The sequence below is a fragment of the Lujinxingia vulgaris genome, assembly GCF_007997015.1.
GTDB lineage: Bacteria > Myxococcota_A > Bradymonadia > Bradymonadales > Bradymonadaceae > Lujinxingia > Lujinxingia vulgaris.
The window spans coordinates 363710-387288 of record NZ_VOSM01000003.1; the positions used below are offsets into that span (position 1 = coordinate 363710).

The following is a 23579-nucleotide window of genomic DNA, read 5'->3' on the forward strand; positions in this document are numbered from 1 at the left end:
ACGCTATTTCTGTAAAAATACGTCACGGCTGCAATCCCCTTGACATGGATATGCAATTTCCCCATCGTATTCGACGCGACGTATTCCCGCTAACATAGCGAAAGTTAAGTGTTTCACAGGTTCTCTGGCGAGCAAGCCCGGCTTCGCTCCCTGATTTGTGGTCACAGGCGCACCCTTTACGTGAGGAGTCACCATGCAGCGGCCCCCCCTTCGGAACTGGACACCAGACGCGCAGAATCTGCGCCGGTGGTTCACGCTCGTGATGCTGAGTAGCTTCACACTTTTTGCCGCAGCCTGCGGCCCCGACGACGACCCCCAGGTGACCAACCTCTGCGAAGACGTCACCTGTGAGCGGGGCGTCTGCGAGGCCGGTGAGTGTGTCAACGCCGGCGAATGTGCCATCGACGAAGATTGCGTCGATGGCTTTTTCTGTGGCGACGACAACGTCTGCCAGGAAGCCAGCTGCGAGGACGTGACCTGCGAGCGCGGTGAGTGCTCCGAGGCCACCGGCCAATGCGAAAACGCCCCGGCCTGCGCCATCTCCACCCAGGATGAAGACTGCCTCGACGGCTTCGTCTGCTCCGTAAACCTCTGCGTCACCGAAGAGGCCTTCTGCGAAGAACTCGCCTGTGAAGACAGCCGCGGGGTCTGCTCGGTGGACGAGCGCGCCTGTGTGAACGCCGAGAACTGCGAGGGCTCCGACCAGCTCTGCGCCGACGGGTTCTTCTGCGCCGAAGACAACACCTGTCAGGCCAACCAGTGTGACGAAAACGACGAGTGTGCCCGCGGCGTCTGTGACCCCGCCAGCGGCGCATGCGTCGACCCCGAAGTGTGCTCGGCGGAAGACGACTGCACCGACGGCTCCTACTGCGTGGCGGGCAGCTGCCAGCCCGAGGCCGACGCCTGTGCGGCCTGCGAAGGCAACCAGATCTGCAACTACGACGCCGACGCGCTCAGCGTGAGCTGCGAAGAGAACCCGGCTGGCTGCTCCAGCGCCTTTGACTGCGCCGGTGACCGCGCCTGCCAGGGCGGCATCTGTGTCGACCCGGTGGCCTGTGTGCCCGATGCGCTTGAGCCCAACGACGACGCCGACAACGCCACCGACCTGGCCAACGCCGAGGGCGGCGTGACCGCCGCCGGCATCTGCGCGAGCGACGTCGACGTCTTCACCTTCAACACGCTCGGCCGCGGCCTTGTGCGCGGCACCCTTGTGGTGGACGTGCGCACCGCCTCCGAAGATCGGGGCCTGGGCCAGCTGGAAGTCGCTATCTTTGGCGTCGACGGCACCGAGCTCAGCCGCCAGACCACCAATGAGGTGGGCGTGGCCTCGTTTGCGCGCCTTCGCAACGCGGCCCAGATGGGCGTGCACCGCATCGAGGTTCGCGATGCTGGCGAGGTCCGCGATCCGGGCGTGCGCTACGAGATCTTTGCCGATGTGGTGCCCGAGGCCGTCGCCCAGGTCTGCGCCGACGCCGTCGTGCTCGAAGACGGCGACACCGCCAGCGGCGACACCTCCGACAGCACCAGCTACCAGATCCAGCCCTCCTGCGCCGAAGAGGGCAGCACCGCGGGTGAGCGCATCTTCACCTTCGAGGTTGCCGAGCGCAGCCGCGTCGAGCTCAACCTTCGCCCCTCCTCCCAGGTCGAGCTGACCCTCTCCTTGCGCACCACCTGCGAGTCCGCGTTCAGCGAGCAGGCCTGCCAGTTCACCTCCGGCGCCGGCGTCATCCAGCGCATCCGCCAGACGCTTGACCCGGGCACCTACTTCGCCGTGGTCAAAGGCCCGAGCAACAACACGGGCGGCAACTTCAACATCGATCTGAGCATCGACCCGTTGGTCTGCTCCCCCGGCGCCGCGGTCTGCCTGGATGAGGGCGCCTCCCGCGTCTGTAACGCTCAGGGCACCGGCTTTGAAGAAGAGACCTGCCTTGACGGCTGTGTGGCAGAGACCGGGCTGTGCGAGCGCCCCGACGGCGACACCTGCCTCAACCCCATCGACGCCTCGGGCGGCTTTTCCGGCATCATCGACTGGGGTGTTTACGAAGACGAAGTCAGCCTGGACGGCGGCGATGTCGAAGCTGGCGAGAGCTGCATGAGCGCCGGGCAGGCTTCGCGCACCTTCGGTCCGGAGGTCGTCTACTCAGTTAACCTTCCCGCCGGCCACGCCCTGCAGGCCAACCTCATCACCACCAGCGACCACGCCGCCCTCTTCGTCGTCGAAGACTGCGCCGACGCAGATCTGAGCTGCCTGGCCGCCCAGACCTCCGCCACCGAGCTTCTCGACGGTCGCTTTGAGCAGGAGCTGGTCTACACCAACGAGACCACAGGAATTCAGAATGTGTTGGTCGTGGCTTCGTCGTCGACGACACCGACCGGTGACTCCGAGATTCGCATCACCTCGGGTGAAGTGATCTGCGCGCCCAACGTCGCCCAGTGCGACGGCGATGCCCTGGTGCGTTGCAACGCCGCCGGCACCAACCTCATCGAAGAGCGCACCTGCACCTTCGGCTGCAACCCCGAAGGCGAGCTCCTCGAAGAAGAGACCGACGACGAGCCCGCTCTCTACGGCGGAACCTGCAACCCGGGGACCAACCAGATCTGCCGCAACGCCATCGACATCCTCGCCGAAGGCGGCATGTTTGAGGGCGCGATTCAGGACTACAGCAATGACCTTGACCCGGACGACAGCGCCAACCCCACCGGCTGCACCGGCCGTCGGGCCACCGGCGGCGACGCGACCTTCTTCGTCGACGCGTCGGCCGGCGACGTGATCACCGCGCGTCTTAACACTGAGTTTGACGCCTCACTCTGGATCACCACCGACTGCAGCCGCGCCGCCGAGACCTGCCTCGCGGGCAGCGACTCGGGTGTGGCCGCCGAAGAGTTTGTGCAGCTCACCGCCCCGCGCGATGGCCGCTACTTCATCATCGTCGACTCTCAGTCGGGCGAAGAAGGCCTCTTCACCCTGGAGGCCACCGTCGCCCTGCCCACCTGCACCCCGGGTGAGCTTCTGGGCTGCGCCGACGCCGACACCCTGGCCTACTGCGGCCCCAAAGGCGCCCCGGCCAACTTCGCCTGCGCCGGGGGTTGCACCGGCTCGACCTGCAACTCGCCGCGCGGCGATGCCTGCTTCGACGCCATCCCGGCCGTCGATGGCGATGTGTTCGCCGGTTCGTTCAACGGCCGCTCCAACACCCTGGAGATCCCCGGCGAGGTGCTCGGCGCCTGCGACTTCTCCAACTCGGATGACACCTACTACGCCGGCGACCCCGTGCTCGGCCCCGACGCCATCTATTCGGTGGCGCTTGAGGCCGGTCAGGCCCTGGAGGTCAGCGGTGTGAACAACTCCTTCAGCGGCGTTTACTACATCCTCACCGAGTGCGGCGCGGCCCAGAGCTGCTCCGATAACTCCGTGCGCGGCGAAAACCCCAGCCTGGTGCACTTCGCCGAGCAGGATGAGACGGTCTACGTGGTGGCGTCGCGCTACAACGCGCGCTCCTCCTCGTCGGAAGGCTACGTGCTCAACTTCAAGGTGGTCGACGTGACCTGCACCCGTGGCGAGCGCCGCTGCATGGACAGCGTCACCGCCGAGGTCTGCACCGCCGCCGGCTACTGGGAGAGCTTCGAGTGCCCCACCGGCTGCACCGATGGCGTGTGTGCCAACGCTCCGGCCAACACCTGCGCCGACGCTCAGGTTGTGACCGAGACGAGCACCTTCTCCAACAGCTTCGCGCAGCTTGAAAACACCATTGAAGTCGAGCCCAACACCGCCCCCAATGGTTGCTTCGCCGAGTACACCTCCTCTCTGGACACCGGCGGGCCGGACGCCTTCTACGAAGTGCGTCTGAGCGCCGGCGACAAGCTCGACGTTCGCAGTTCGGGCGGCTCGCACGTCCTCTACGTGCAGAGCACCTGTGGTGAGTTCAACTCCTGCCTTGCCAGCAACAGCGGCTCCAGCACCTCGCTCAACCAGGAGCTGACCTACATCGCCGAGCAGGACGAGACGGTCTTCGTGGTCCTCGATACCCTCTTTAGCTCCAGCAGCGACTTCGAGGTCTACTTCGGCATCACCCCGACCAACGCCGGCTGCACCACGGGCGACGCCTACTGCATGGCCGATGGCGAAACCCTGGCGGTCTGTGACAGCAACGGTGGCTACAACGCCTACCGCTGCACCGACGGTTGTGCGAACGACCGTTGCGGCACGCCCGACGCGCGCATCTGCGAAGATGCGGTGACGCTGACCGCCGGTCAGACCTACCGCGGCGACTTCAACGGAACCGCGTCGGTGCCCCTTGATCTTGCGGCGCAGGGCCAGTGCGACTTCGCCTCGCTCGTTGGCGAAGCCGAAGACTACGGCGACTGGATCACCCGCGTGCACGCTGTCGACGTGCGTCAGGGCGAGCTCCTGACGGCGAAGTTGCGCAGCCGCGCCGACGACTTCTTCATGTACATCACTGGCGAGTGCGGTCAGGGCACCGCGGCGTGCGAAGCGCTCTCGGATACGGGCTACAGCCCCGAGGTCAGCTACCTGGCCGACCAGGACGAGACGGTCTACGTGGTCGTCTCGCGTGCCGACGACGCCTCCAGTGGCTACTACCTGCTTGATGTCGCCACCCAGACCCCGGGCTGCACCCCCGGCACCACCCAGTGCCTGGCCGACGGCCGCACCCTGGGCACCTGCAACGATGAGGGCGTCTTTGACATCTACCCCTGCGGCGGCACCTGCTCCAATGGGGCCTGCGACCAGCCGGTGGGCGATGCCTGCTTCGACGCCATCCCCCTTGTCACCGGCCAGCCCACCACGGGCACCTTCATGGGCACCAATCAGATTGAGCCCGCCGAAGGGCAGGCTGGAGCCTGCGCGTTTGAAAACACCTTCGCCGGCCCGGAGACCGTCTACAGCATCTTCGTCCCCGCCGGTCAGGCTCTGACCGTGGAACTCGATACCCCGGTCTTCGGCGCCTACGTCTACATTCTGGGTGAGTGCGGTGAGGCCAACTCCTGCATCGCCCTGGCGCGCAACGACCGCGAGAGCACCACGACCTTTGTGGCCGACCGCGACCGCACCGTCTACGTGGTGGTCGACAAGACCGGCGCTGTGATCGACGAGCGTGAGTTCGCCCTCACCGCCGACTACCAGACCCCCGAATGCACCCCGGGTCAGCAGCGCTGCAGCGGTGACGGCACCTCGCTCCAGATTTGCAACGAGTTCAACTTCTTCGAGACCTACGCCTGCAACAGCGGCTCCTGCTCCGCGGGGCGTTGTGAGACGCCCAACGGTCAGAGCTGCCAGGACGCCCTGCCCCTGGAGCTCGACCAGTTCACCACCCTGACGCAAGGGTCGGTCAACTGGCTCGACTCGGGCGAAAGCGACTCGGGTGCCTGCTCGATCTCCGGCAGCAACCCCGTCGGTGAAGCGTACCGCTATGTCGACCTCGAAGAAGGCGATGTGCTCGACGTCGTCGTCGACCGAGCCACCAACTTCTTTATGGAGTTGATGATTCTGGAAGACTGCTTCGATTTGAACAGCTGCCAGGTCTCCGACGCCCTCTCCACCTCCAGCGGCGGCGAAGTGCGCTATGTCGCCGACCAGGCTCGCCGCGTCTACGTCGTCCTCGACGATGACTCGGAGTGGGGCTCGCAAGAGCTCTACGCCACGGTCACCCCGGCGGAGTGCTCCGAGGGTGAGCGTCGCTGCAACGCCGAGAGCGGTAACATTCAGGTCTGCAATGAGTTCGGCATCTATGAAGACGACTACCAGTGCGACGGTGCCTGCACCGAAGCCCTGACCTGTGAGACGCCGAAGGGCGACCGCTGCTTCGACGGGATTCCGCTGCCCGGTGACGGCGTGGCGGTGAGCGACAACGTCTCCGGCCTCTCCAATGAGATCGGCTTCAGCTCCGGTACTTACGGTGCCTGCACCTTCGACCACAGCGCCACCAGCGGCTACGACCGTATCTACTCGGTCCAAGCATCGGCCGGCGATGTGCTGCGGGTGAACTACAGCACCACCGACACCTCCAGCTTCTTCTACGTGCTCAGCGAGTGCGGTCAGATTGATAGCTGTTTGGCCAACGGTCACTTCCGTGCCGGTGCGAAGGATGTCTTCATCCCGATCACCGAAGACGGCACCTACTACATCGTGGCCGACCGCCAATCCTCCTCGACCACTAAGAACTACACCCTTGAGGTGGAAGTCACCCAGCCCGACTGCATCGCCACCGGTGTTACCCGCTGCACCCCGGAGGGCACCGGCGTTGAGTACTGCAACGCCTACGGCGTTTTGGAAGTCACGGAGTGCAATGGCCAATGCGTCAACGACCGCTGCGAAGCGCCCACGGGTGGAACCTGTGGCGACGCCATCACCGTGGTCCCCGGCCAGGTCTACACCGGCGACTTCAGCGGTCAGAACAACCTGGGCGCCTACAACACCGAGAGCACCGGCGTTTGTGAGTTCCCGTCGACCAACGAGACCCACGGTGCGGACACCTTCTACGAGGTCAGCCTGCGCGCCGGCGACGTGATGCTGGTGAACTTCACCTCCAACGCGTCCGAGGGCATGGCCTACCTGGTGGAAGACTGCCGCGACATCGGCACCTGCCTTGCGCAGGGCGTCTCGTCGGGTACCTCGAGCACCCCGCGCGGCTTTGAGTACATCGCCGAAGAAGACAAGACCGTCTTCATCGTGGTGGACCGCCGTGCCACGAGCACCAGCACGAGCACTTACGAGCTGAGCGTGGAGCTCACCGCGCTTAACTCCTGCACCCCGGGCACCACCGCCTGCTCGGCCGATGGAACGTCGATTGAGTACTGTGACGATCGCGGCATCGAGCGCTCCTACGCCTGTGCCGGCGGCTGTGTGGCCGGTCAGTGTTCGCCGCCGGAGGGCAACCTCTGCTTCGACGCCATTCCCGTCACCAGCGGTCAGACCCTTGACCACGACCTGGAAGGCGCCACCAACTCCTTTGAGTTCGGCGTCAACTCGGGCTGCTACCTCTCGGAGCGTTTTGAGCCGATTGGCCCGGACCGCGTCTACAGCATCGAGCTCAGCGCCGGTGACCGTCTGGATGTGGACTTTGAGGCGAGCTCGTATAACGCCGATAACATCCTGATGTACGTGCTCGACAGCTGCACGGGTCAGGTCGACAACACCTGTCGCACCGCGGCGTTCGGTAACTGGGATCTCTCCTTTGTCGCCGACCAGTCGCAGACCTACTACGTGGTCGTCGATGAGCTGCGCTCCAGCCCCTCGACCACCGTCTCGCGCACGCTGACCTTCAACGTGACGCCGGCGCAAAATGGCGAGGTCTGCCTGCCGGGTGAGTCGCGCTGCGAGGGTGGCACCGTGAGCATCTGCAACGCTGAAGGCACCGGCTTCGATACCCAGGCCACCTGTGAGTTCGGCTGCGAGCGCGACTTCTGCGCTGGCCCCGCCGAGCCCAACGACACCTGCGCCGACGCCCTGCTCATCAGCGGTCCGACGGTCATCTACGACGACTTCAGCGAGTTCGAGAACGACTACGGCGGATACTCCAACCGCTGCGGTAGCTCCTCGGCCTCCGGTCGCGACGCGGTCTACCGCCTGGAGATGGACCCGGGTCAGGTCGTGCGCGTGCGGGCTCGCTCGACGCGCAACACGGTCGAGCCTCAGGTCTCCATCGTGGAAGACTGCGAGAACATGGAGGCGTGCCTGGCCAACGATCGCAACGAGCCCGACGCCGTGGCTGAGTTCTTCTCCGCCACCGGCGGTACCTACTACGCGGTGGTCGACGGATCTTCGAGTCTTCAGGAGATGTACATCGTCGAGTTCGACTTCGACGTTGCCGATTGTTCCCCGGGTGAGCAGGTCTGCCTGGATGCGACGACCCTGGAGTACTGCACCGAGACGGGCGTCTTCGACACCATCGAATGCCCCCTGGGTTGCTCCAGTGACGCCTGCAACCTGCCGGCCAACAACACCTGCGAGGGTGCTATCGACGCCGGCGAGGGCCTGGAGCTGACGGTGGATATGGATGACTTCACCCGCAACTACGACCCCGACCTGGGCAGCGGTGTGGCCTGCACCGGTCGCCAGGGTGACGGCCCCGACATGGTCTACTATGTCGACGCCCAGAAGAACGACGTCATCAACGCCACCACCGGCAACTCCGACTTCTGGCGCGTACTGTGGATCACCACCGACTGCTCCGACCCGGCCACCATGGCCAACGAGTGTGTCGCCGGCACCAACGCACGCTTCAGCAGCGACGCCTCGCTGAGCTACCGGGTCCCCACGGCCGGTCGCTACTACATCATCGTCGACTCCTACGACTCGGTGCTCGACGAGGTCACCGGCACGCTGGACATCGACATCAGCGTCGACCGCGCGCTCTGCCAGCCGACCGAAGGTTTCTGCGATGAAAACGGCAACCTGAACTTCTGCGCCGCCGACGGTTCCGGCTTCATCACCCAGACCTGCGCCTCGGGCTGCGCCGACGGGTCCTGCACCCCGCCGGTGGGCAACGTCTGCCCCGACGCCGTTCCGCTCACCAGCGGCGTGGCGTACGTGGGTGATTTCGCCAACTACACCAACCACTTCGACCCGGGCTACGAGGGCTGCACCGGCTTCGACGCCCCCGGCGCCGACGCCGTCTTCTCCGTGCAACTCGACGCCGGCGAAACGCTCACCGCGACGGTCGAAAACGTGGCCGACGCGACCAACGACATGGCCCTCTACCTCATCAGCGATTGTGGTGATGAGCGCGCCTCCTGCCAGGCCGGCTCCGACCGTCCCGGCGAAGGCGCGGAGAGCGTGACGTTCACGGCAACCGAAGCCGGGGTTTACTACCTGGTGACGGATACCTGGATCGAAGGCGCCAGCGGTGAGTTTGAGATCACCGCGACGGTGAACTAAAGGTTGGTGCCCTCCCCTGCCGCATGAAGGCGTGTGGTGGGGGAAGTTGGAAGTACGAGCGGTCTCTTGAAGTAAAAAAGCCCGATCCCTGTGAGGGGGTCGGGCTTTTTCGCTTTGGCATTGCGAGAAATAGCGTTAACAGGAAAATGACACTGACCTTAAATACAGACCCAGAAAGCCGTTAAATACATTCTACATAAGTTATAAATCAACCAGGCCATCAAGCCCAAGGATGCTTGCCATCAACACTTTCCTGGCTTGCAAAAGAGAATTTATCGAATTCTCCTCAATAAGTTCACGACATCGCAGGATATTTTCATCGAGCTCTTGGAAATACAAAGACAAATAGACACAGATCGAACTAAGTAACGTTGAGGTCGGCGTTGCAAGGCATAAACAAGCGAGCGCGAATCTAGCGCCTTCAAGTGGTAACCACTCAAGCTGTTCGAACTCAGCAATAAAAAATTGCGCTGCAGCTTCTGACGCGCACGCGGGCCCGCTGTCAATATACACGTTTCGAAGTTCACTCATCGGGTTGACGCTATGACGTTTGCGCAATCTTCGCCCCTTACTTGACGCGGTTTATGCCTTTTCGCTGTGGTTCTAAATATAACTATGGATTCACCCAATACGTAACAACTCGAGTCTCACCATTGGCCAATGACACAGACCTATAGCCAAATGAGTTTCCATCGACATTAATGGTGCGATCAAAATTTGTGGGGCTGGGGCTTGGAACTCGCCCCCCTGCTTCCATAAATGAGTCCAGATCTTGCACGATCGACGACTCCAAACGGTTTTGTGAAACACCAGTCGATGATGGTGATATCCCTGATTTGTGACCTCGATCCCACGCATGATCAGAATTTACTGAGTAATTCCTACCATTTAAGGTCGTGTCTCGAAGACCAGTAGAAACACCGGTTCGAGAATTACGAGGAGTAAAAGCGCAAGTATTGTGCACCAACACCCCGGGACTTCCCCGCGGCGAGCTCACATAGTAGTTGTGGGCATCCTCGACCTCAAAATTAAAAACCTCGAAGCTGCCCTAGCGCCGCTCCGAGCCACCACGCGGGCCAGGCTGCCGTCGGTGGTGCGCAGCACCGTCCCGGCCTCAAGCTCCCCCATCGGTGGCCATAGACTCGCCAAGCGCGGGCACGAAGAAGGGATGCTCGGGGGCGCCCGAGATGGTGGTGGGTTCGGGAGTGCCGGTGGTGGAGGCGTAAGCGACTCGGAGGTCGATGAACTTGAGGGTCCGACGCTCGATTATGGGGCGAGTTGATCGACTTCGCCGAAAAGAAGGATCGGGCTCCTAATATGCGGTTACGGGGGAGACCTCGCGGCAACGCCGTCTTCTCCATCGCCCTGGCCGCCGGCGAAACGTTGACCGCGACGGTGAGCAACGTGGCCGACGCCACCAACGACATGGCCCTCTACCTCATCAGCGATTGTGGCGATGAGCGCGCCTCCTGCCAGGCCGGCTCCGACCTGCCCGGCGAAGGCGCGGAGAGCGCGACGTTCACGGCCACCGAAGCCGGGGCTTACCTACGACCTGGTGACGGATTCCTGGACGGAAGGCGTCAGCGGTCAGTTCGAAATCACCGCGACGGTGAACTAAAGGTGGTGCCCTCCCCTGCCGCATGAAGGCGTGTGGTGGGGGAGGCTGGAAGTGACAGCGGTCTCTTGAAGTAAAAAAGCCCGATCCCTGCGAGGGGGGGGCGGGCTTTTTCGTCTCAAAAGACATAGTGAACGAAAACATGATGTCATATTGTCGAACGCAAATAATGTTACCTGCTCAAATGCCTCAAGATGGATTTTTTGGAGTCTTCTGGAAAATACACGTCGAGTATCCTGCGTTGCTCAACTGTATGGAGGTGAACAGCATCCGCGAGAACCTCAAGATACAACCGCCTCTCGTTGGGGCTGAGCTCAGGGAATCCGTCATGGATAAGTGACAAGCGGTGCTCGGGGATCCAACCCAAGTCGGTCAGACAGTCATGGAGGGCATCCCAGTTGAAGCCAAAGTACCCTGGGAAGTTCATTCGCTCATACAGCGCTTGAAACAAGTCTTCCTTTGAGCAGATGCCGCTCGGAACCCGCACCACCTGACCCTCGATCACGAGCAGCTCACTGGCGTGTTGAACATAATGAAACGACGGCACAGTTAAAAACATTCAAAACTCACGGTTCGGCTGATGATTGGATGACGTCGTTTCCTGATCACAACGACATAAAAGCGCGTCGCATTTGCCCTGCACAAGTCCTCTATAAAGCAGGCGCGTCGAAGCGCTGGGGTTGTACGGTCTGCAACAATTAGAAAATCTTGAGGACTTCCCCGCGGCGAACTCACATAGTAGTTGTGGGAATCCTCGACCTCAAAATTAAAAACCTTGAAGCTGCCCTGGCGCCGCTCCGAGCCCACCACGCGAGCCAGGCTGCCGTCGGTGGTGCGCAGCACCGTCCCGACCTCAAGCTCCCCCATCGCTACGTACTCGTCGCGCGCCGGCACGAAGAAAGGATGCTCGGGGGTGCCCGAGATGGTGTTGGTTTCGGGAGCGGCGGCGGTGGAAGCGTAAGCAACTCGGAATGCTTAACTGACAATCTGGCTGGCGAGGTCGCCAACTAAGGGGTCTGACTCGCCGATCTGGGTAGCTAGATCGGCAGCTCAGGGGTCTTACCTGCCGATCTCTCGTCGTGAGAACAGCCACTAAGGAGCCTTACCTGCCGTTCTCGCTGGCCAGAACGCCAATTAAGGAGCCTTACCTGTCGATCTGGGTAGCGAGTTCGCCGACTCAGCAGGCTTACCTGCTGGGCTGGCGTCTCGAGAACGCGAGGTAAGGAGGCTTAGCTCCGGATCTGGGTGGCGAGATCGCCAGGTAAGGAGGCTGACCTGCCCCTCTGAGGTGGTGAGTACGCCAACGAAGGAGGCTTACCTGCCGATCTGGGTAGCGAGAGCACCAACTCAGCCCGGGATGTCAGCAGGTAGAGCGTCGTGACGTCGCGTTGGGTCCGCATCCGGCGTGAACGAGCTATCCGCGAATCTCCAGCGCACGCAGCCGCTCATCAAAGATGGCCTGGTAGACCACCTTCGCCTCATCGCTCAAAAACGAGCGCGCGATCAGGTCGCGAGCCTTATCGCGGTGATCGCAGATGTCGTTGAGGATGGTCCGGGCGCGTTGCTCGATGAGGCCAAAGCGGCTGGCGAGGTCGAGAAGATCGGCGCCGGTCACGAAGCCGTAGGTGGCGATGCTCTCGGGTTCTTCATCCTCAGCAAAAAGATCGATGGCGAGTCGCGACTCTTCGGGCAGGTGGAGTTTGGTGCAAAGCAAATCATAGGCCGGAGTGAGCACGTAATCTCCAAAGGTCGCGGTCTGTTGCAGCGAGAAGTTCTTGAGGTGGGCGTCCCCGTTGGCGACCGCGTAGTTGAAGACGATTTGGCGAAAGAGCTTTTCCAGCTCCACCGGGTATGCGCTGCAGTACTTACGTAACGCCTGGCCAAGCTCCTCGTAGCTCGCGCCGTATTTGTAAAGAGGGCCTGCGCTTTCGGGGGTTTTGCCCATAAGCTGGCAAAAATCTTCCTGGGCGACGCGGGTTCCGTCGCGGCGGCGGTCGAAGCGGCGGGTGATGTAGGCGAGCTCAGAGTTGGCGAGTCGAATGCAGGCGTTGGGGGCGGTGTGGATGCCGTAGATCTGCTCGGCAAGCTGCATGGTGAGGTTTTCGTTGGCGGGCACGTCCTCTTGAAAGCGCGGCAGCGCGAGGCCCGGGATGGGTTTGAGGATGTACTCACCATCTTCGGTCACCGGCTGGAGTTTGCCGCGATGAAGGCGCAGCGAGATCTTTTCTTGAACGCCCGAGATCGACATATGCGCAGCCGTCCTGGTGCGGATCTCCATAATATCGGCGCGCGTAAATTCGAGGCGGGGCGGAAAGGCGCGGCGATCCGCGAGTCGGGCCAACGCAGGAGCGCTGTAGCCCTCCTCATCGAGTTTTGCGAGGGTGCTCAGGCAGCGATTCATCGTTCCTCCTCGCTGGCGGGCTCGACCGAGACGCTGCCGATGGTGTCGCGGCCGGTGGCCAGCAGCAGCCCGAAGGCGTCGTTTTCGTCGATCTGGAGCAGGCGGCACTGCAGCTGGCGAGTGCTGCCTTCGGCGAGCAGGCCGTAGAAGAAGGCGAAGAGATGATCGCAGAGGAAAGGCTGGTTCTGGAGGGGCAGCGTAAGGCTTACGGCGCTGGCGTCTGGCTCTTGCAGGTAGGACGCATCGTACTGAAAACGAAAGCGTCCATCATTGAGCTCATCGAGGCTGCCGGCGAGCCGACCGTGGTTGTAGACACGCGCGCGTCGCATCAGGGGCTCCTGCGGAGCTCGACCTTCAGTTGAAGGCCGAGCACATGAAGAACCCTGTCGACAATATCAAGAGAGGGGTTGGCCTTGCCCGACTCTATATCGCTGAGCGTGTGCACCGACACACCGGCCAACTCGGCCAGGGACTTCTGGTCGATGTTCAGCTCTTTTCGTCGATGTCGGATGAGGCTTCCCAGCTCTTTGGTCTTCATAATATTGAAAATTAGTCCGCAGAAAGCAGCTCGTCAACTCATCTGGACTTTAGTTTTCATTATTATGAAAACTTTGTCGCAAAAAGCTCATGACTGCCCGAACTCCGGCTAAATGTTCATTATTATGAAAGCATTGACGCCGTTAGCGCGTTTGTTTGCCCGACATCTTCCTCCAAACGCTTGCTCTCCACGCTCCCCCGGGGCGCTCCCCCACCCGTTGCGCCCTCCCCTCGCGCGTTTAGCTTTCGCCCATAGAACTCGCCAGTTTCCGCGACCTTGAGCCGAGGAGTACGAGATGCCCTACCAGCGAAACGCAGACCTTCCCAAGAACGTGCGGGACAACCTGCCGAAACACGGCCAGGAGATTTATCGCAAAGCGTTTAACAGCGCCTGCGAGCAGTACGATGAGGAGGAGCGCGCCCATAAGGTGGCGTGGTCGGCGGTGAAGACGACCTACGAGAAGTCTGACGGGGAGTGGAAGCGTAAGGATTGAGACTTCTCCACCGGCACTCACGCGATAACCATCATTATGGTAACTCCAGGCGAACCTCCCTCGCCAAACGAGGGCGGCGCACGTAACCTCCTTTCAACGCGAGGCGCCTTTCCGTGCGCCGCCCTGCACGTCTGCCATCTCCCCCCAAAGCATCCCGGGGCTCCCCCTTCATGCCGCTCACTCGCCGCACCTTTCTCAAACAACTCGGTACGCTGGCGCTCGCTGCAGGCACCGTGGGCGCCGCTGACCTGCTGCTCGTAGAGCCCGGCTGGCTGGAGGTGACCGGCCACCGCGTGCGCGTGCCCAACCTCGCCAGGCACCTGCGCGGCTACCGTGTGGTGCAGGTCACCGATGTGCATATGGCGCGTTTCGGGGAGCTGCACGAGGCGATGCTGCAGGCCATCGACCGCTTCGACCCCAACCTCATCGCGCTCACCGGCGATATCATCGAGCGCGACAGCGATCTCGAGGACTTTGATACCCTCTGCGACCACCTCATGCGCACCGGCCGGCGCGTGGTGGCCACGCTTGGAAACTGGGAGCACCGCGCCCGGTTCGGCGTGGAGGCGATCGCGACGATGTACCGCCGCCACCGCATCGAGCTCTACGTCAACGAGCACCTGACCCTGCCCGGCGGCGTGGTGCTCGCCTGCACCGACGACTCGAGTTTCGGTCAGGGCGATATCCTCAAAACCTGCCGCAACCTGCCCGAAGGTGACCTCCGCCTGCTCCTCACCCACGCCCCGGGCATTCTGGAGCCCTACCCTGTGGGCGCGCCTCGCTTTGACCTGACGCTCGCCGGCCACACCCACGGCGGCCAGGTGCGCGTCTTCGGTTTCGCGCCGGTGCGCCCCCCGGGGAGCGGTCGCTTTGTGAGCGGCAGCTACCAGACCCAGGCCGGCCTGACCTACGTCAGCCGGGGCATCGGCACGAGCACCCTGCCGATTCGTTTGGGATGCCGCCCCGAGCTCGCGTGTTTTGAGTTCGTTGAAGCCTGATGACGCCAGAGAGCGCCCGGAGCTCAGCGTCGGCACCGCCCGGAGGTGCAACGCTGGCCGTGACCGCACTGCTCGTCTGAACGACATTCGGATGCTGAGGAGGGACTCTTGGACGGTGTGGATGTCACACGTTGCCTTCGTACCGACGAGGGCACGTAGGGCGAGTACTCGCCACCATGAAAGGTCTCACAGAGTGCAAAGCAACGGTTTAAGTCCAACTCTGATTTGTAGTTGCCGTGGCAGGTCTCAACGCCTGCGCCGCTTTCGATGCATTGGTGCACGTTCGCCACGCAGTCATTGCGACAGGCGTTCCCCTCGGCATTCTCTGGCGAATAACTCGCGGGCGTAAAGGGCGTCGCACAACCCACAATTCCCATACCGGGAAGCCCAATCATCAGCATCAGCACACACGTTCGGGTCGCTACAATCATCGAAAACTCTCGGCAGCAAAAGGGGTCTAAGACTCTTCGCGTCGGCACATGCTCGACATGACGTGCCCCAACGCTACCCCCGCATGTCCTTGCTCGCATGCGGATAAATGATCGCCTGAGTATAAATAATGGCCCGGCTTCGCACTTTTTGGGCAAAAGAAACGCCCGCCTCCCTTTTGGGGAAGCGGGCGTCTTGACGATCAACAGGTCACGTCGTGAACGGACCTTATTCGGCGTAGACGGCGAACATGCCGCCCGCTCCGGCGACGTTCACGCCGTCGACGGTGGTCACACAACGCGAGGCCGGATCAAGCGTCGAGTCGCCATCGGCGTTGTAAGGGGTGATGTCTTCAAAGGACTCGCCGCCGTCCGTCGAACGAAGCACAAATCCCCATTCTTCACTCGATTCGCGTCCCACAGCGTAGATCACGCCTTCGCCAAGGCAGACGTCGTGCACCCAGGTGGTGCTATCGTCGAAGAGCGTTCCGACGTTGAAGAAGTTCCAGCTCGCTTCGTCGGTGGCATCACCTTCGCCACGTTCGTGGGTGTAGATAATGCCGGTGTCGGCGTCCTGGTTCACGCCGCCCGCGACCAGGTAAGTGTCATTGACGTCAATGCCCACCAGCTCGCCATCAAATGCGCCAAGCCCCGAGGCGTTGAGTTGAAGGATGTGGAAGTCGAAGTCGCTCTCGTCCCACTTCGGCAAGAGCACTGTCGGCGGCTGTGAGATGGTGCTGCCAACGGCGTAGAACTCGCCATCGGTGTCGATCTCCATGTCCTGAATCTGGATACCGAAGCTGTCATCGTCCTCGTCACCGTCGCTCCAGAACCCGGCGCCGCTCTCCCAGCTCTGAGCCGGTTCGACGTCGTCGCCACGGCGGTAGACGAGGTCGGTGCCGGTGGAAGATTCCGCAATCGCCCAGCCCTCGGCGTTGCGGCGGAATCGGCCGGCGCTGAAGCTAAACCCGACCGTCTCACGCGTGTTCCAGACCTCGGCGGCGTTGCCATCGGGCGCGATGCTGACGACGCGCGTCGAGTTCGCGATCTGACCCGCCACGTAGAGGTTCCCGTCGGCGGAACGGGAAATGTCCAAAACGCGCGCCGCCATCAAAAAGTCGGCCGGGGTTGTGGAGGGTGCAGCCCAGTTCGCCCCCCCGTCTTCGGTGAAGTAGAGCCCCTGATCGCCCGAGGTGGTGCTTCCACAGCCGACGAAACAGGTGAGATCGTCGTCACAATGCAGGGTATCGGTACGGTTCCCTACGCAGGGATGCTCGTAGAGGCTCCAGGGTTCGACCTCTACCCCGGTGTCTTCGACATCGCCAGCATCATGTTGCCCGCCGGCATCTTCCTCACCGCCGGCATCTTCCTCACCGCCGGCATCTTCCTCACCGCCGGCATCTTCCTCACCGCCGGTATCTTCTTCACCGCCGGTGTCCTCCACAACACCGGTATCCGAGTCGGGGTCACCGTCGCTCTCACTGCAGGCCACGCCTGCAAGAGCACACACCAACGACAGACAAATCATGTGCTTCAGGCTCATCATTACTCCACGCTTTATGCACACATCAGGCAGCTCGAAGAAACCAACGCGCCAGGAGCGGTGTCGTCGGCGAGGCCCCTCGATCTGCGGAGTAGGAAGCCGAGAAGCTATCAAAACCAACGCGAGACGGCAACAGTAACCGTTCGGTTAATTATAGCGCAGCATCATGACCGATAATGAGCACCCCCTCCGCCACCCGATACCCCACATCATCGGTCACGATCACCTCACCAAGCCCCAGATTCCGCAACATCCGCACCGTGCTGTAGACGCGGTTGGCCGCAGAGCGGGGTTCGATCTGCTCGCCGGGCCAACCGGCGGCGATCACTGCGTCCATATCGGCCGAGGGCTCTCCGGCGCGGGCGCGCTCGATGAGCGCGAGCAGCAGGCGGCGCAGGGGCGCGCGGCTGGAGAGATCGATGGGCTCCCCGTCATCGAGGCGCACCGTGTCGCCCCCTTCGCTGACACGCAGCATGTGTTCGGGGCGCTCCTCGGGAAGCGCGTAGCGCTGGCGAGTTGCGCTGGCGAGTTGAAGGGCATGGCGCACGTACACGGTGACAAAGGGGTCCTTGAGCCGGGGCTTAAGCGCCTCAATCGTCTCGATGGCGTCGTAGAGCATGTGAAAGTCACCCTGCTCCAGGTGCCAGGCTGCGGCATGCAGCTCAAGGCTGGCTTGCCAGGCGTTCGCGAGCATGATCCACCGGGGGGACGTCGTCGGGCGCCGAAGCTCACCGGCCTGGCTCAGAGGCTGGATGCACTCCGGGAGCTGCGCGCGCGCCTCGACGATCTTCGGATCTTCGGGCGACTGCGACACATCATAAAAAAGTCTGTACGCGGAGATGATCCCGACATGCACCTGGGAGCCGACGCGCTCGGCGCGCGCCAGCGCGCGTCGGATGACCGATGGGAACGCATCGGTGGCCCCGAGCTCCCAGGCGCAGAGGACGGCCTGATTGTCGGCGATGAGCGCGCTGTAATCCTGCGCGTGGGCGTCGCAGAGGCTGATGGCATGATCGATGAGCTCGCGCGCCTCCTCCACACGGCCCGCCGCCATCGCATAGGTTGCCCGTGACGAGGCGTTTCGCGCGCGCAGCACGGCGAGCCCCATCTGAGCGCAACCTCGGTCGAGCTCGGCGCTGATCGCCAGGGCCCGGTCCATGTCGCCGAGGTAGTAGTTCAGAAGCGCCTGATAGTAGGTCAGGTTGAGGACATTGGTTCGGTAGCCATGGGACTGCTGGGCGTCGATGGCATCGCGCAGAACACCCAGCGCAGCGCCGGTTTTGCCCTGTTCATGAAGTGCGACGGCCCATCCGACGCTGATTCGCGCGCGATAAAACGTATGCGTGTGTTGATGGCTGGCCTCGTAGGCTACGCGCAAGCGTTGCACCGCCTCGTTGAGCATCGCGTCGGCATCGGCTTTATCTCGAAAGTACCCCAGGCGCGCGCTGTTGAGTTGGTAGCGTCCCCGCTCGTGCTCGAGGTTCAACTCGACAAAAGGCTCTCCCTGCGTCTGTGAGCCCGAGAGCAAGACTTCACCGGATTCTCGCATCCGCCCCAGGTCCGCGAGGATCAGACCGCGTTCCAGCATCACCTCGGCCAGTGAGGGGGAATCGGGGGGGCTTTCGGCCGCGTCGGGACTGTCTGATGGCTCGTTGATGCGCGATTGGGAGGTCTCGATGGCCTCCAGGGCGCTGTTGAGCCGACCGGCGGTGCGCAAGATCTGTGCACGAATCAACGCTTCGCGCGCGCTCATCGGGAGCTCCGGGTGCAGCGCCCGGAGCGAGTCAAAGCGATCCAGGTAAGCCCCCAGAAGCCCGCGTACCTCGAAGGTCGGGAGCATCGCATAGAGCAGGCGTCGGGCTCGCCAGGGAGCATGAGGGCGCAGACGATCGACGGCAGCGCTGAGGTTGGCCGACGCCATCACCAGACGTTGAAGTGCGCGCTCCCCCTGCGGACCGCGCACCTTTGAGTCGAGTTCACTGGCGAGCGCTTCGTAATAGTCACTGTGGCGTCGGGCGGCCTCGTCGAGCAGCTGCGCGTCGACGTTTTGCCTTCCGAAATCGGCGATACTCTCCAGCACGCGAAAGCTCAGTTCGCCGCGGGCCTCGTTCTGACGTGTTTCGATGAGGGACTTCATCACAAGGGATTGCAGGACATCCCCCACCCACGCCGCGTCACTGCCGGTGTCGACAATGGCCTCGGCTGCCTTCAGGTCGAAGGGGCCTGCGAAGACGGCACATTGGGACAGAGTGCGCCGCTCGACCTCGTCGAGCAGATCCCAGGACAGACCGATCGCCTCACCGAGTGCTCGTCGTGAGCGTTCACCCGGGGCGTGCGCCGGGCGCAGGATCTGAAAGCGCTTTTCCAGGCGTTGAAGCAACCCCTCGGTCGACATAATGGTCTGGCGCGCGGCCGCCAACACGATGGCCAGGGGAAGGTGGTCAAGACGCTCCAGCAGAGCGCGGAGGACGCCGTCAGGAACTTCGCCGGGATCATAATCCTGACGTGCGCGGCGGGCGGCCTGCACAAAGAGCGCGTGCGCATCCTCCGGAGAGAGGGGTGAGAGCGAGAATGCTCTCACCGCTGCCTCGGGCATCACCACGCGCGAGGTGAGCAGCACCCGCAGCTCTGCGCAGTCTCTCACCCGCTCCAAGAACGCGTTGACCTCCGGGGCCACGCGGTCAGCGTCGTCGAACACGAGGAGAAGGGGGCCCCGCTCGCTCAACACACGCGCGATCTGATCGAGCACCCTGGCACGGTCAAACTCCGTGACCGGCGCAAGTTCCAGCGCGTGGACCAGCTCGTCGTAGAAGGACGCTCCGGGCTGAGCCGTACGGGCATCGACCCAGGCTACGGGCGGGGGCGACTCCGCGTTGAACGCGTGTGCCCAGCGCCGGGCGGCGGCCTCGGCGAGGTGAGACTTTCCAACGCCGGGCGGACCATATACCGCCACGCGTGCCGCGGGCTCGTTCAACATGGCGGCGAGCGCATCGCGCTCATGCTGACGAATCCCCTCGGGCGCTTCCGTCATCGTTTGATCTGGCGTGGTCACGTTCGCTCCTGAGACAACGGTGCGCACGTCGTAGCATCCCCTCGGCGCAACCTCTTCGTCGAGCGGGCATCATACGTACTGGCCGACCACATTCAACGCTGCGCTCCGGGCTGCGCTCCAAAATTCTCCCCGGGACCGACTCTTTTCAGGCGCCTCCACCAAAATTTCAGTGAGTTTGGGTGGCTGCCTTCAGGTCCCCTTGTTAGGGCTGATTGCGCACGGTTGCTGAGCTATCCCAGACAGGATCGAGGTTCACCATGAAGCACGTCATCCGAGCGACGGCCGGCCTGATCGTGGCTTTTGCGCTCGCAAACACGGGCTGTGGCGACATCAACGCCGATCTGCAGCCCGCCGACATTGACCACGCACACGACTCGCCAGACGCGAGCATGGATGCAACCGACGTGTTCGAGGGGCGCTACCACGAAATCTATCTTGATGAGGGGAGTCGCACACTTTACGCGCTTGGCCGAAGCGATGAAGCCTTGCGCCTTTACAGCGCGATGGTCCCCGCAACGCCGTGGGAGCAACTCGTGTGGACGCGCAACGCCCTTCCCCACGCCCTGGCCCACGATGCCAACGTTCGAGTGACCTCGCTGGTTCGGCATGAAGGTGCGCTCTTTCTGGCTACCGGAGACCATGGTGCGTGGACGCGCGAAGCATCGTCTGGACGATGGCAACCATTTGAGATCGACGGCGCCATAAACGAGGGGCAGGTGACACGATTCGCGGTGCATGAGGGCCGGCTGTTTGCGCACATCGTGTACCGCTCGAGTGGCGAGCATAGCGCTGCGGGAGAGCGTCGTGTGCAGATCTGGGCGGAGTCGCAGGAGGGCTGGCAACTGCAACACGAGGCGCTCAACATGCTCATCGACTACGTGCCGCAGCGCACACGAACCCTGCGATCCACGATGTATGGCACCGTGGAGATTCAGCGCGAGATGGACGACATGTGGGAGCGCGTCGCAGAGATCAACCAGGGGGCATCGGCCAGGTTAACGCTCTGGGAGGGAGAGATGAGCGCGATCACGCGTGGCGGCGTATGGCGCAGCCATACGAACGCGGAACACTGGGAGAAGCTCCCCGGTGAAGGCGCATGGCGCTTTGCCATCGCGCGCGATGGGCTTGTGTTAAGTCAACTCGACCAGCGCATCGAGATTATGGCACCTGATGCCACACGACACGCGCTTCCCCCGCTGCCCACAACTTCCGTGTTGCCCGCGGAGCTCGCTGCACTCGGTGACGAGGTGTTTGCGACAGTCTACGACGACCACATCTACAGGCTCGCCGGCGACCGCCAGAGCTGGATCCCCATGACGCCGGCGATCAGGTGACTCCCGGCGAAGATCAGGAGGGAGGCCCGCGTTTTCAGATGCGTGAATGGAAAGCGCAATCCTTTCAGGGGCTTTGGGTGGGAACGTCATCGAGGGATTGAGACGCTTGGGTCAGGTCGGGAGGTTCCCGGCCCGATCTGACGATCGTTGCTCAACGCTGAACAAGGAGCCTACCCATGCGTTCCGAACGTGCCTTTTCCCTCTTCCCGGGTCGCAGCCGAGCGTTGCCCCTCCTCGTGGCATCGCTCCTGACCGCGGGGCTCGGAGGCTGCGTCGTCTCCGACGACGATTCACCCGTCACCCCACCTCAACTCAACGTCTACGAGCCCGCGCCCGAGCACGACGCACCGCCTTCAAACGATGACGCCCTCCCGGTGGATGACGACGGCGACATGGCCTTACGCGGCGTGGAGAGCGAGCAGGTCTGGGGCGAGCCTCAAGGCCCGCGGGGCGGCGACTTTGCGGAGGTGTGGGCGACCTCCGGGGGCTACTACGCGCTGGAGCGTGGCGCGCACCGCCCCGCTTCGCTGTGGCGCTCCGAACGCGGCGAAGCGTGGTCGCAGGTGGCGACCACCCAAAACGTCGCCAACATCCGAGAGGTCGTCGCGCACCGCGGCGTTGTCTTTGCGTTTGGTGAGTCCACGCTGCGCTCGCAGGATGGCGAAACCTTTGAAGTCGCCGACCTGGACGGCGTCAGGGCCAGCGACGTGTTGGCGGCGCGCGTGTTTGACGACGCCCTCTACCTGAGTCTGCGCGACACGGCCTTCTCCTCGCGCCTGGCCCGCATCGACGACGCGGGCACCACAGTGGTTGCCGAGAATCTCCCCACGCTTGCGGGCGATTTCATCATCGACGACCAGCGCGTTCTGATCACTGAAGGAAGCTACCACGGCGGGATTTACCGAGGTCAGCTGGGCAGCGCGCAGTGGACTCTGGCCGATACACCGGAACATGCGATCAACGGTGGAGTGGATCTTCATCGGAGCCCGGTCGGGTACCTCGCGACCTCGAACCACGGCACCTGGCGCTCCGAAGACGGCACCCACTTCGAGGTTGCGCTCCACCAGGAGGCCCCGCAAGCAGCGATCGCAGACGACTCGCTCTACTTCGGGCCCCTGGAGCCCTGGGGGTATGTCGCGCACATCACCCTGGACGACCTTGCTGGAGAGCGCGCCAACGCATCGGTGAGCTATCTGGAGCCGATTGAGGCAGACGACCTCACGATCGTCAGCGACGGCAACTCCGTTGTGAGCGCGGCGATGGGCGCGGGCATCTTTCTGCACGGGCCGGGCGGCGACGCGATGCAAAACGTCAGCCCGCTCCTTCGCCCTCTTCGTGATCTAAGTACGAACGCATCGGAGCGCTGGGCGCTGAGCGCGCGCGGGGCGCTCTTTATAGAGGATGCCCAGGGCACGTGGCAGCACCTGAGCTACGAGCATGAAGGTCGCACGTTGGGTTTTGAGCGCATCGCATCGGTGCCCGGTGCGCTCTTCACGATCACACGCGACAACGACTTCGTGTCGCTGCACGCCTCCGGGGCGCGATGGATCTTCGATCAGGGCATCGCCCTTGGCGAGGGCCGTTCCTCGGCGCTGGAGCTCGTCGGCGACTCGATCTGGGCGGGGTTTGCGCCGATGACCCTTCATGGTGATGGCCCGGCTGTGACCTTTGGTGGCGGGCTCTTCGTGGCGCAAGACTTCGGGCAGAACGCCTGGCAGTGGAGCCGTCCCGAGCACGGATTGAGCGACCTTTATCCGGGCCGCGGCACGCCGCCGGTGTATGCACTTTTGCCGGACTCCGATCCGGCCATTGTGGTTGGGCACGACGGCATCTTCCTGCAGGACCATGACCGATGGGTTCCCGCGCGCGACACAGCGGGGCTAAACGCCGCCAACCTGCGAGCCGACCAGGTCTGGCTCACGCGAACGTCGCGCGCGATCTACCTGGCGACAACCACCTCGGAGGGCAGTGAGCTTCGTCGCTCGCTGGATGGTGGTGACTCCTGGGCGCTGCTGCACGACCGGGCTACGCTGGGGCACGTCACCGCGATGGAAGGCGCTCAAGACACCGTGTTCATCGCCACCGACGCGGGTGTCTTCAGCCTCTTTCCCAACGGAGAACTTCGACGCATCGGTGCCGATGCACCTCCCGGGCGCGTCAGCACCCTGAGTCTCCAGGAATCGACGTTATTCGCCGCGACCAACTACGGCGTCGTCGCGCTGAATGTGGTGTTTGACTGAGCGCGCGTCGATTCCCAACCCGTTTTGCGCTGTGTAATCCG

Annotated in this window: 13 protein-coding genes and 1 pseudogene; 6 read left to right on the top strand and 8 right to left on the bottom strand. The window is 63.0% G+C overall.

Going from position 1 to position 23579, the window contains the following annotated elements; genetic code table 11:
• The first annotated feature begins 193 nt into the window (after window positions 1-193).
• On the top strand, window positions 194-8896 hold the full coding sequence (locus FRC98_RS08495; protein ID WP_146980870.1) for a PPC domain-containing protein: 8703 nt from the start codon (window positions 194-196) through the stop codon (window positions 8894-8896).
• A gap of 613 nt (window positions 8897-9509) precedes the next feature.
• Here the strand turns inward: FRC98_RS08495 and FRC98_RS22230 are convergent.
• Window positions 9510-9926, bottom strand: a pseudogene (locus FRC98_RS22230) (hypothetical protein); the annotation flags it as partial.
• Between the two features lie 287 nt (window positions 9927-10213).
• Between FRC98_RS22230 and FRC98_RS08505 the strand changes: the two are divergent.
• Complete coding sequence (locus tag FRC98_RS08505) at window positions 10214-10540, top strand: PPC domain-containing protein (protein ID WP_146980871.1); 327 nt, start codon at window positions 10214-10216, stop codon at window positions 10538-10540.
• A 143-nt stretch (window positions 10541-10683) separates the two neighbouring features.
• On the opposite strand, the gene FRC98_RS08510 is transcribed toward FRC98_RS08505, so the two are convergent.
• The 5 genes from FRC98_RS08510 to FRC98_RS22170 all read right to left on the bottom strand — a co-directional run bounded on the left by FRC98_RS08510 (window position 10684) and on the right by FRC98_RS22170 (window position 13450).
• Window positions 10684-11070: a barstar family protein gene (locus FRC98_RS08510; protein WP_146980872.1), complete on the bottom strand. Its 387-nt coding sequence runs from the start codon at window positions 11068-11070 to the stop codon at window positions 10684-10686.
• Entirely contained in the window at window positions 11061-11435 is a 375-nt protein-coding gene (locus FRC98_RS08515) for a polymorphic toxin-type HINT domain-containing protein (protein ID WP_146980873.1), read from the bottom strand. The genes FRC98_RS08510 and FRC98_RS08515 overlap by 10 nt, the downstream gene beginning before the upstream one ends.
• 490 nt (window positions 11436-11925) lie before the next feature.
• Window positions 11926-12912, bottom strand: coding sequence for a HipA domain-containing protein (locus tag FRC98_RS08520; protein WP_146980874.1), 987 nt, complete (start codon window positions 12910-12912; stop codon window positions 11926-11928).
• Window positions 12909-13241, bottom strand: coding sequence for a HipA N-terminal domain-containing protein (locus FRC98_RS08525; protein WP_146980875.1), 333 nt, complete (start codon window positions 13239-13241; stop codon window positions 12909-12911). The genes FRC98_RS08520 and FRC98_RS08525 overlap by 4 nt, the downstream gene beginning before the upstream one ends.
• Window positions 13241-13450: a helix-turn-helix domain-containing protein gene (locus tag FRC98_RS22170; protein ID WP_146980876.1), complete on the bottom strand. Its 210-nt coding sequence runs from the start codon at window positions 13448-13450 to the stop codon at window positions 13241-13243. The genes FRC98_RS08525 and FRC98_RS22170 overlap by 1 nt, the downstream gene beginning before the upstream one ends.
• A gap of 295 nt (window positions 13451-13745) precedes the next feature.
• On the opposite strand from FRC98_RS22170, the gene FRC98_RS08535 reads away from it, so the two are divergent.
• Both FRC98_RS08535 and FRC98_RS08540 read left to right on the top strand, forming a co-directional pair.
• Window positions 13746-13943: a ChaB family protein gene (locus FRC98_RS08535; RefSeq protein WP_146980877.1), complete on the top strand. Its 198-nt coding sequence runs from the start codon at window positions 13746-13748 to the stop codon at window positions 13941-13943.
• Window positions 13944-14113: 170 nt separating this feature from the next.
• The gene (locus FRC98_RS08540) at window positions 14114-14941 is read left to right on the top strand and encodes a metallophosphoesterase (protein ID WP_146981046.1); all 828 of its coding nucleotides are present in this window, start codon (window positions 14114-14116) and stop codon (window positions 14939-14941) included.
• Between the two features lie 657 nt (window positions 14942-15598).
• On the opposite strand, the gene FRC98_RS08545 is transcribed toward FRC98_RS08540, so the two are convergent.
• Together FRC98_RS08545 and FRC98_RS08550 are read right to left on the bottom strand one after the other, a co-directional pair.
• A complete protein-coding gene (locus tag FRC98_RS08545; protein WP_146980878.1) occupies window positions 15599-16912 on the bottom strand; it encodes a hypothetical protein in 1314 nt (437 codons plus the stop codon).
• Window positions 16913-17063: 151 nt separating this feature from the next.
• On the bottom strand, window positions 17064-19964 hold the full coding sequence (locus tag FRC98_RS08550) for an ATP-binding protein (protein ID WP_146980879.1): 2901 nt from the start codon (window positions 19962-19964) through the stop codon (window positions 17064-17066).
• A gap of 257 nt (window positions 19965-20221) precedes the next feature.
• On the opposite strand from FRC98_RS08550, the gene FRC98_RS08555 reads away from it, so the two are divergent.
• Window positions 20222-21298, top strand: coding sequence for a hypothetical protein (locus tag FRC98_RS08555; protein ID WP_146980880.1), 1077 nt, complete (start codon window positions 20222-20224; stop codon window positions 21296-21298).
• A 176-nt stretch (window positions 21299-21474) separates the two neighbouring features.
• Window positions 21475-23538 (top strand): hypothetical protein, encoded by a 2064-nt coding sequence (locus FRC98_RS08560; RefSeq protein WP_146980881.1) that lies wholly within the window; start codon window positions 21475-21477, stop codon window positions 23536-23538.
• The last annotated feature ends 41 nt before the right edge of the window (window positions 23539-23579 follow it).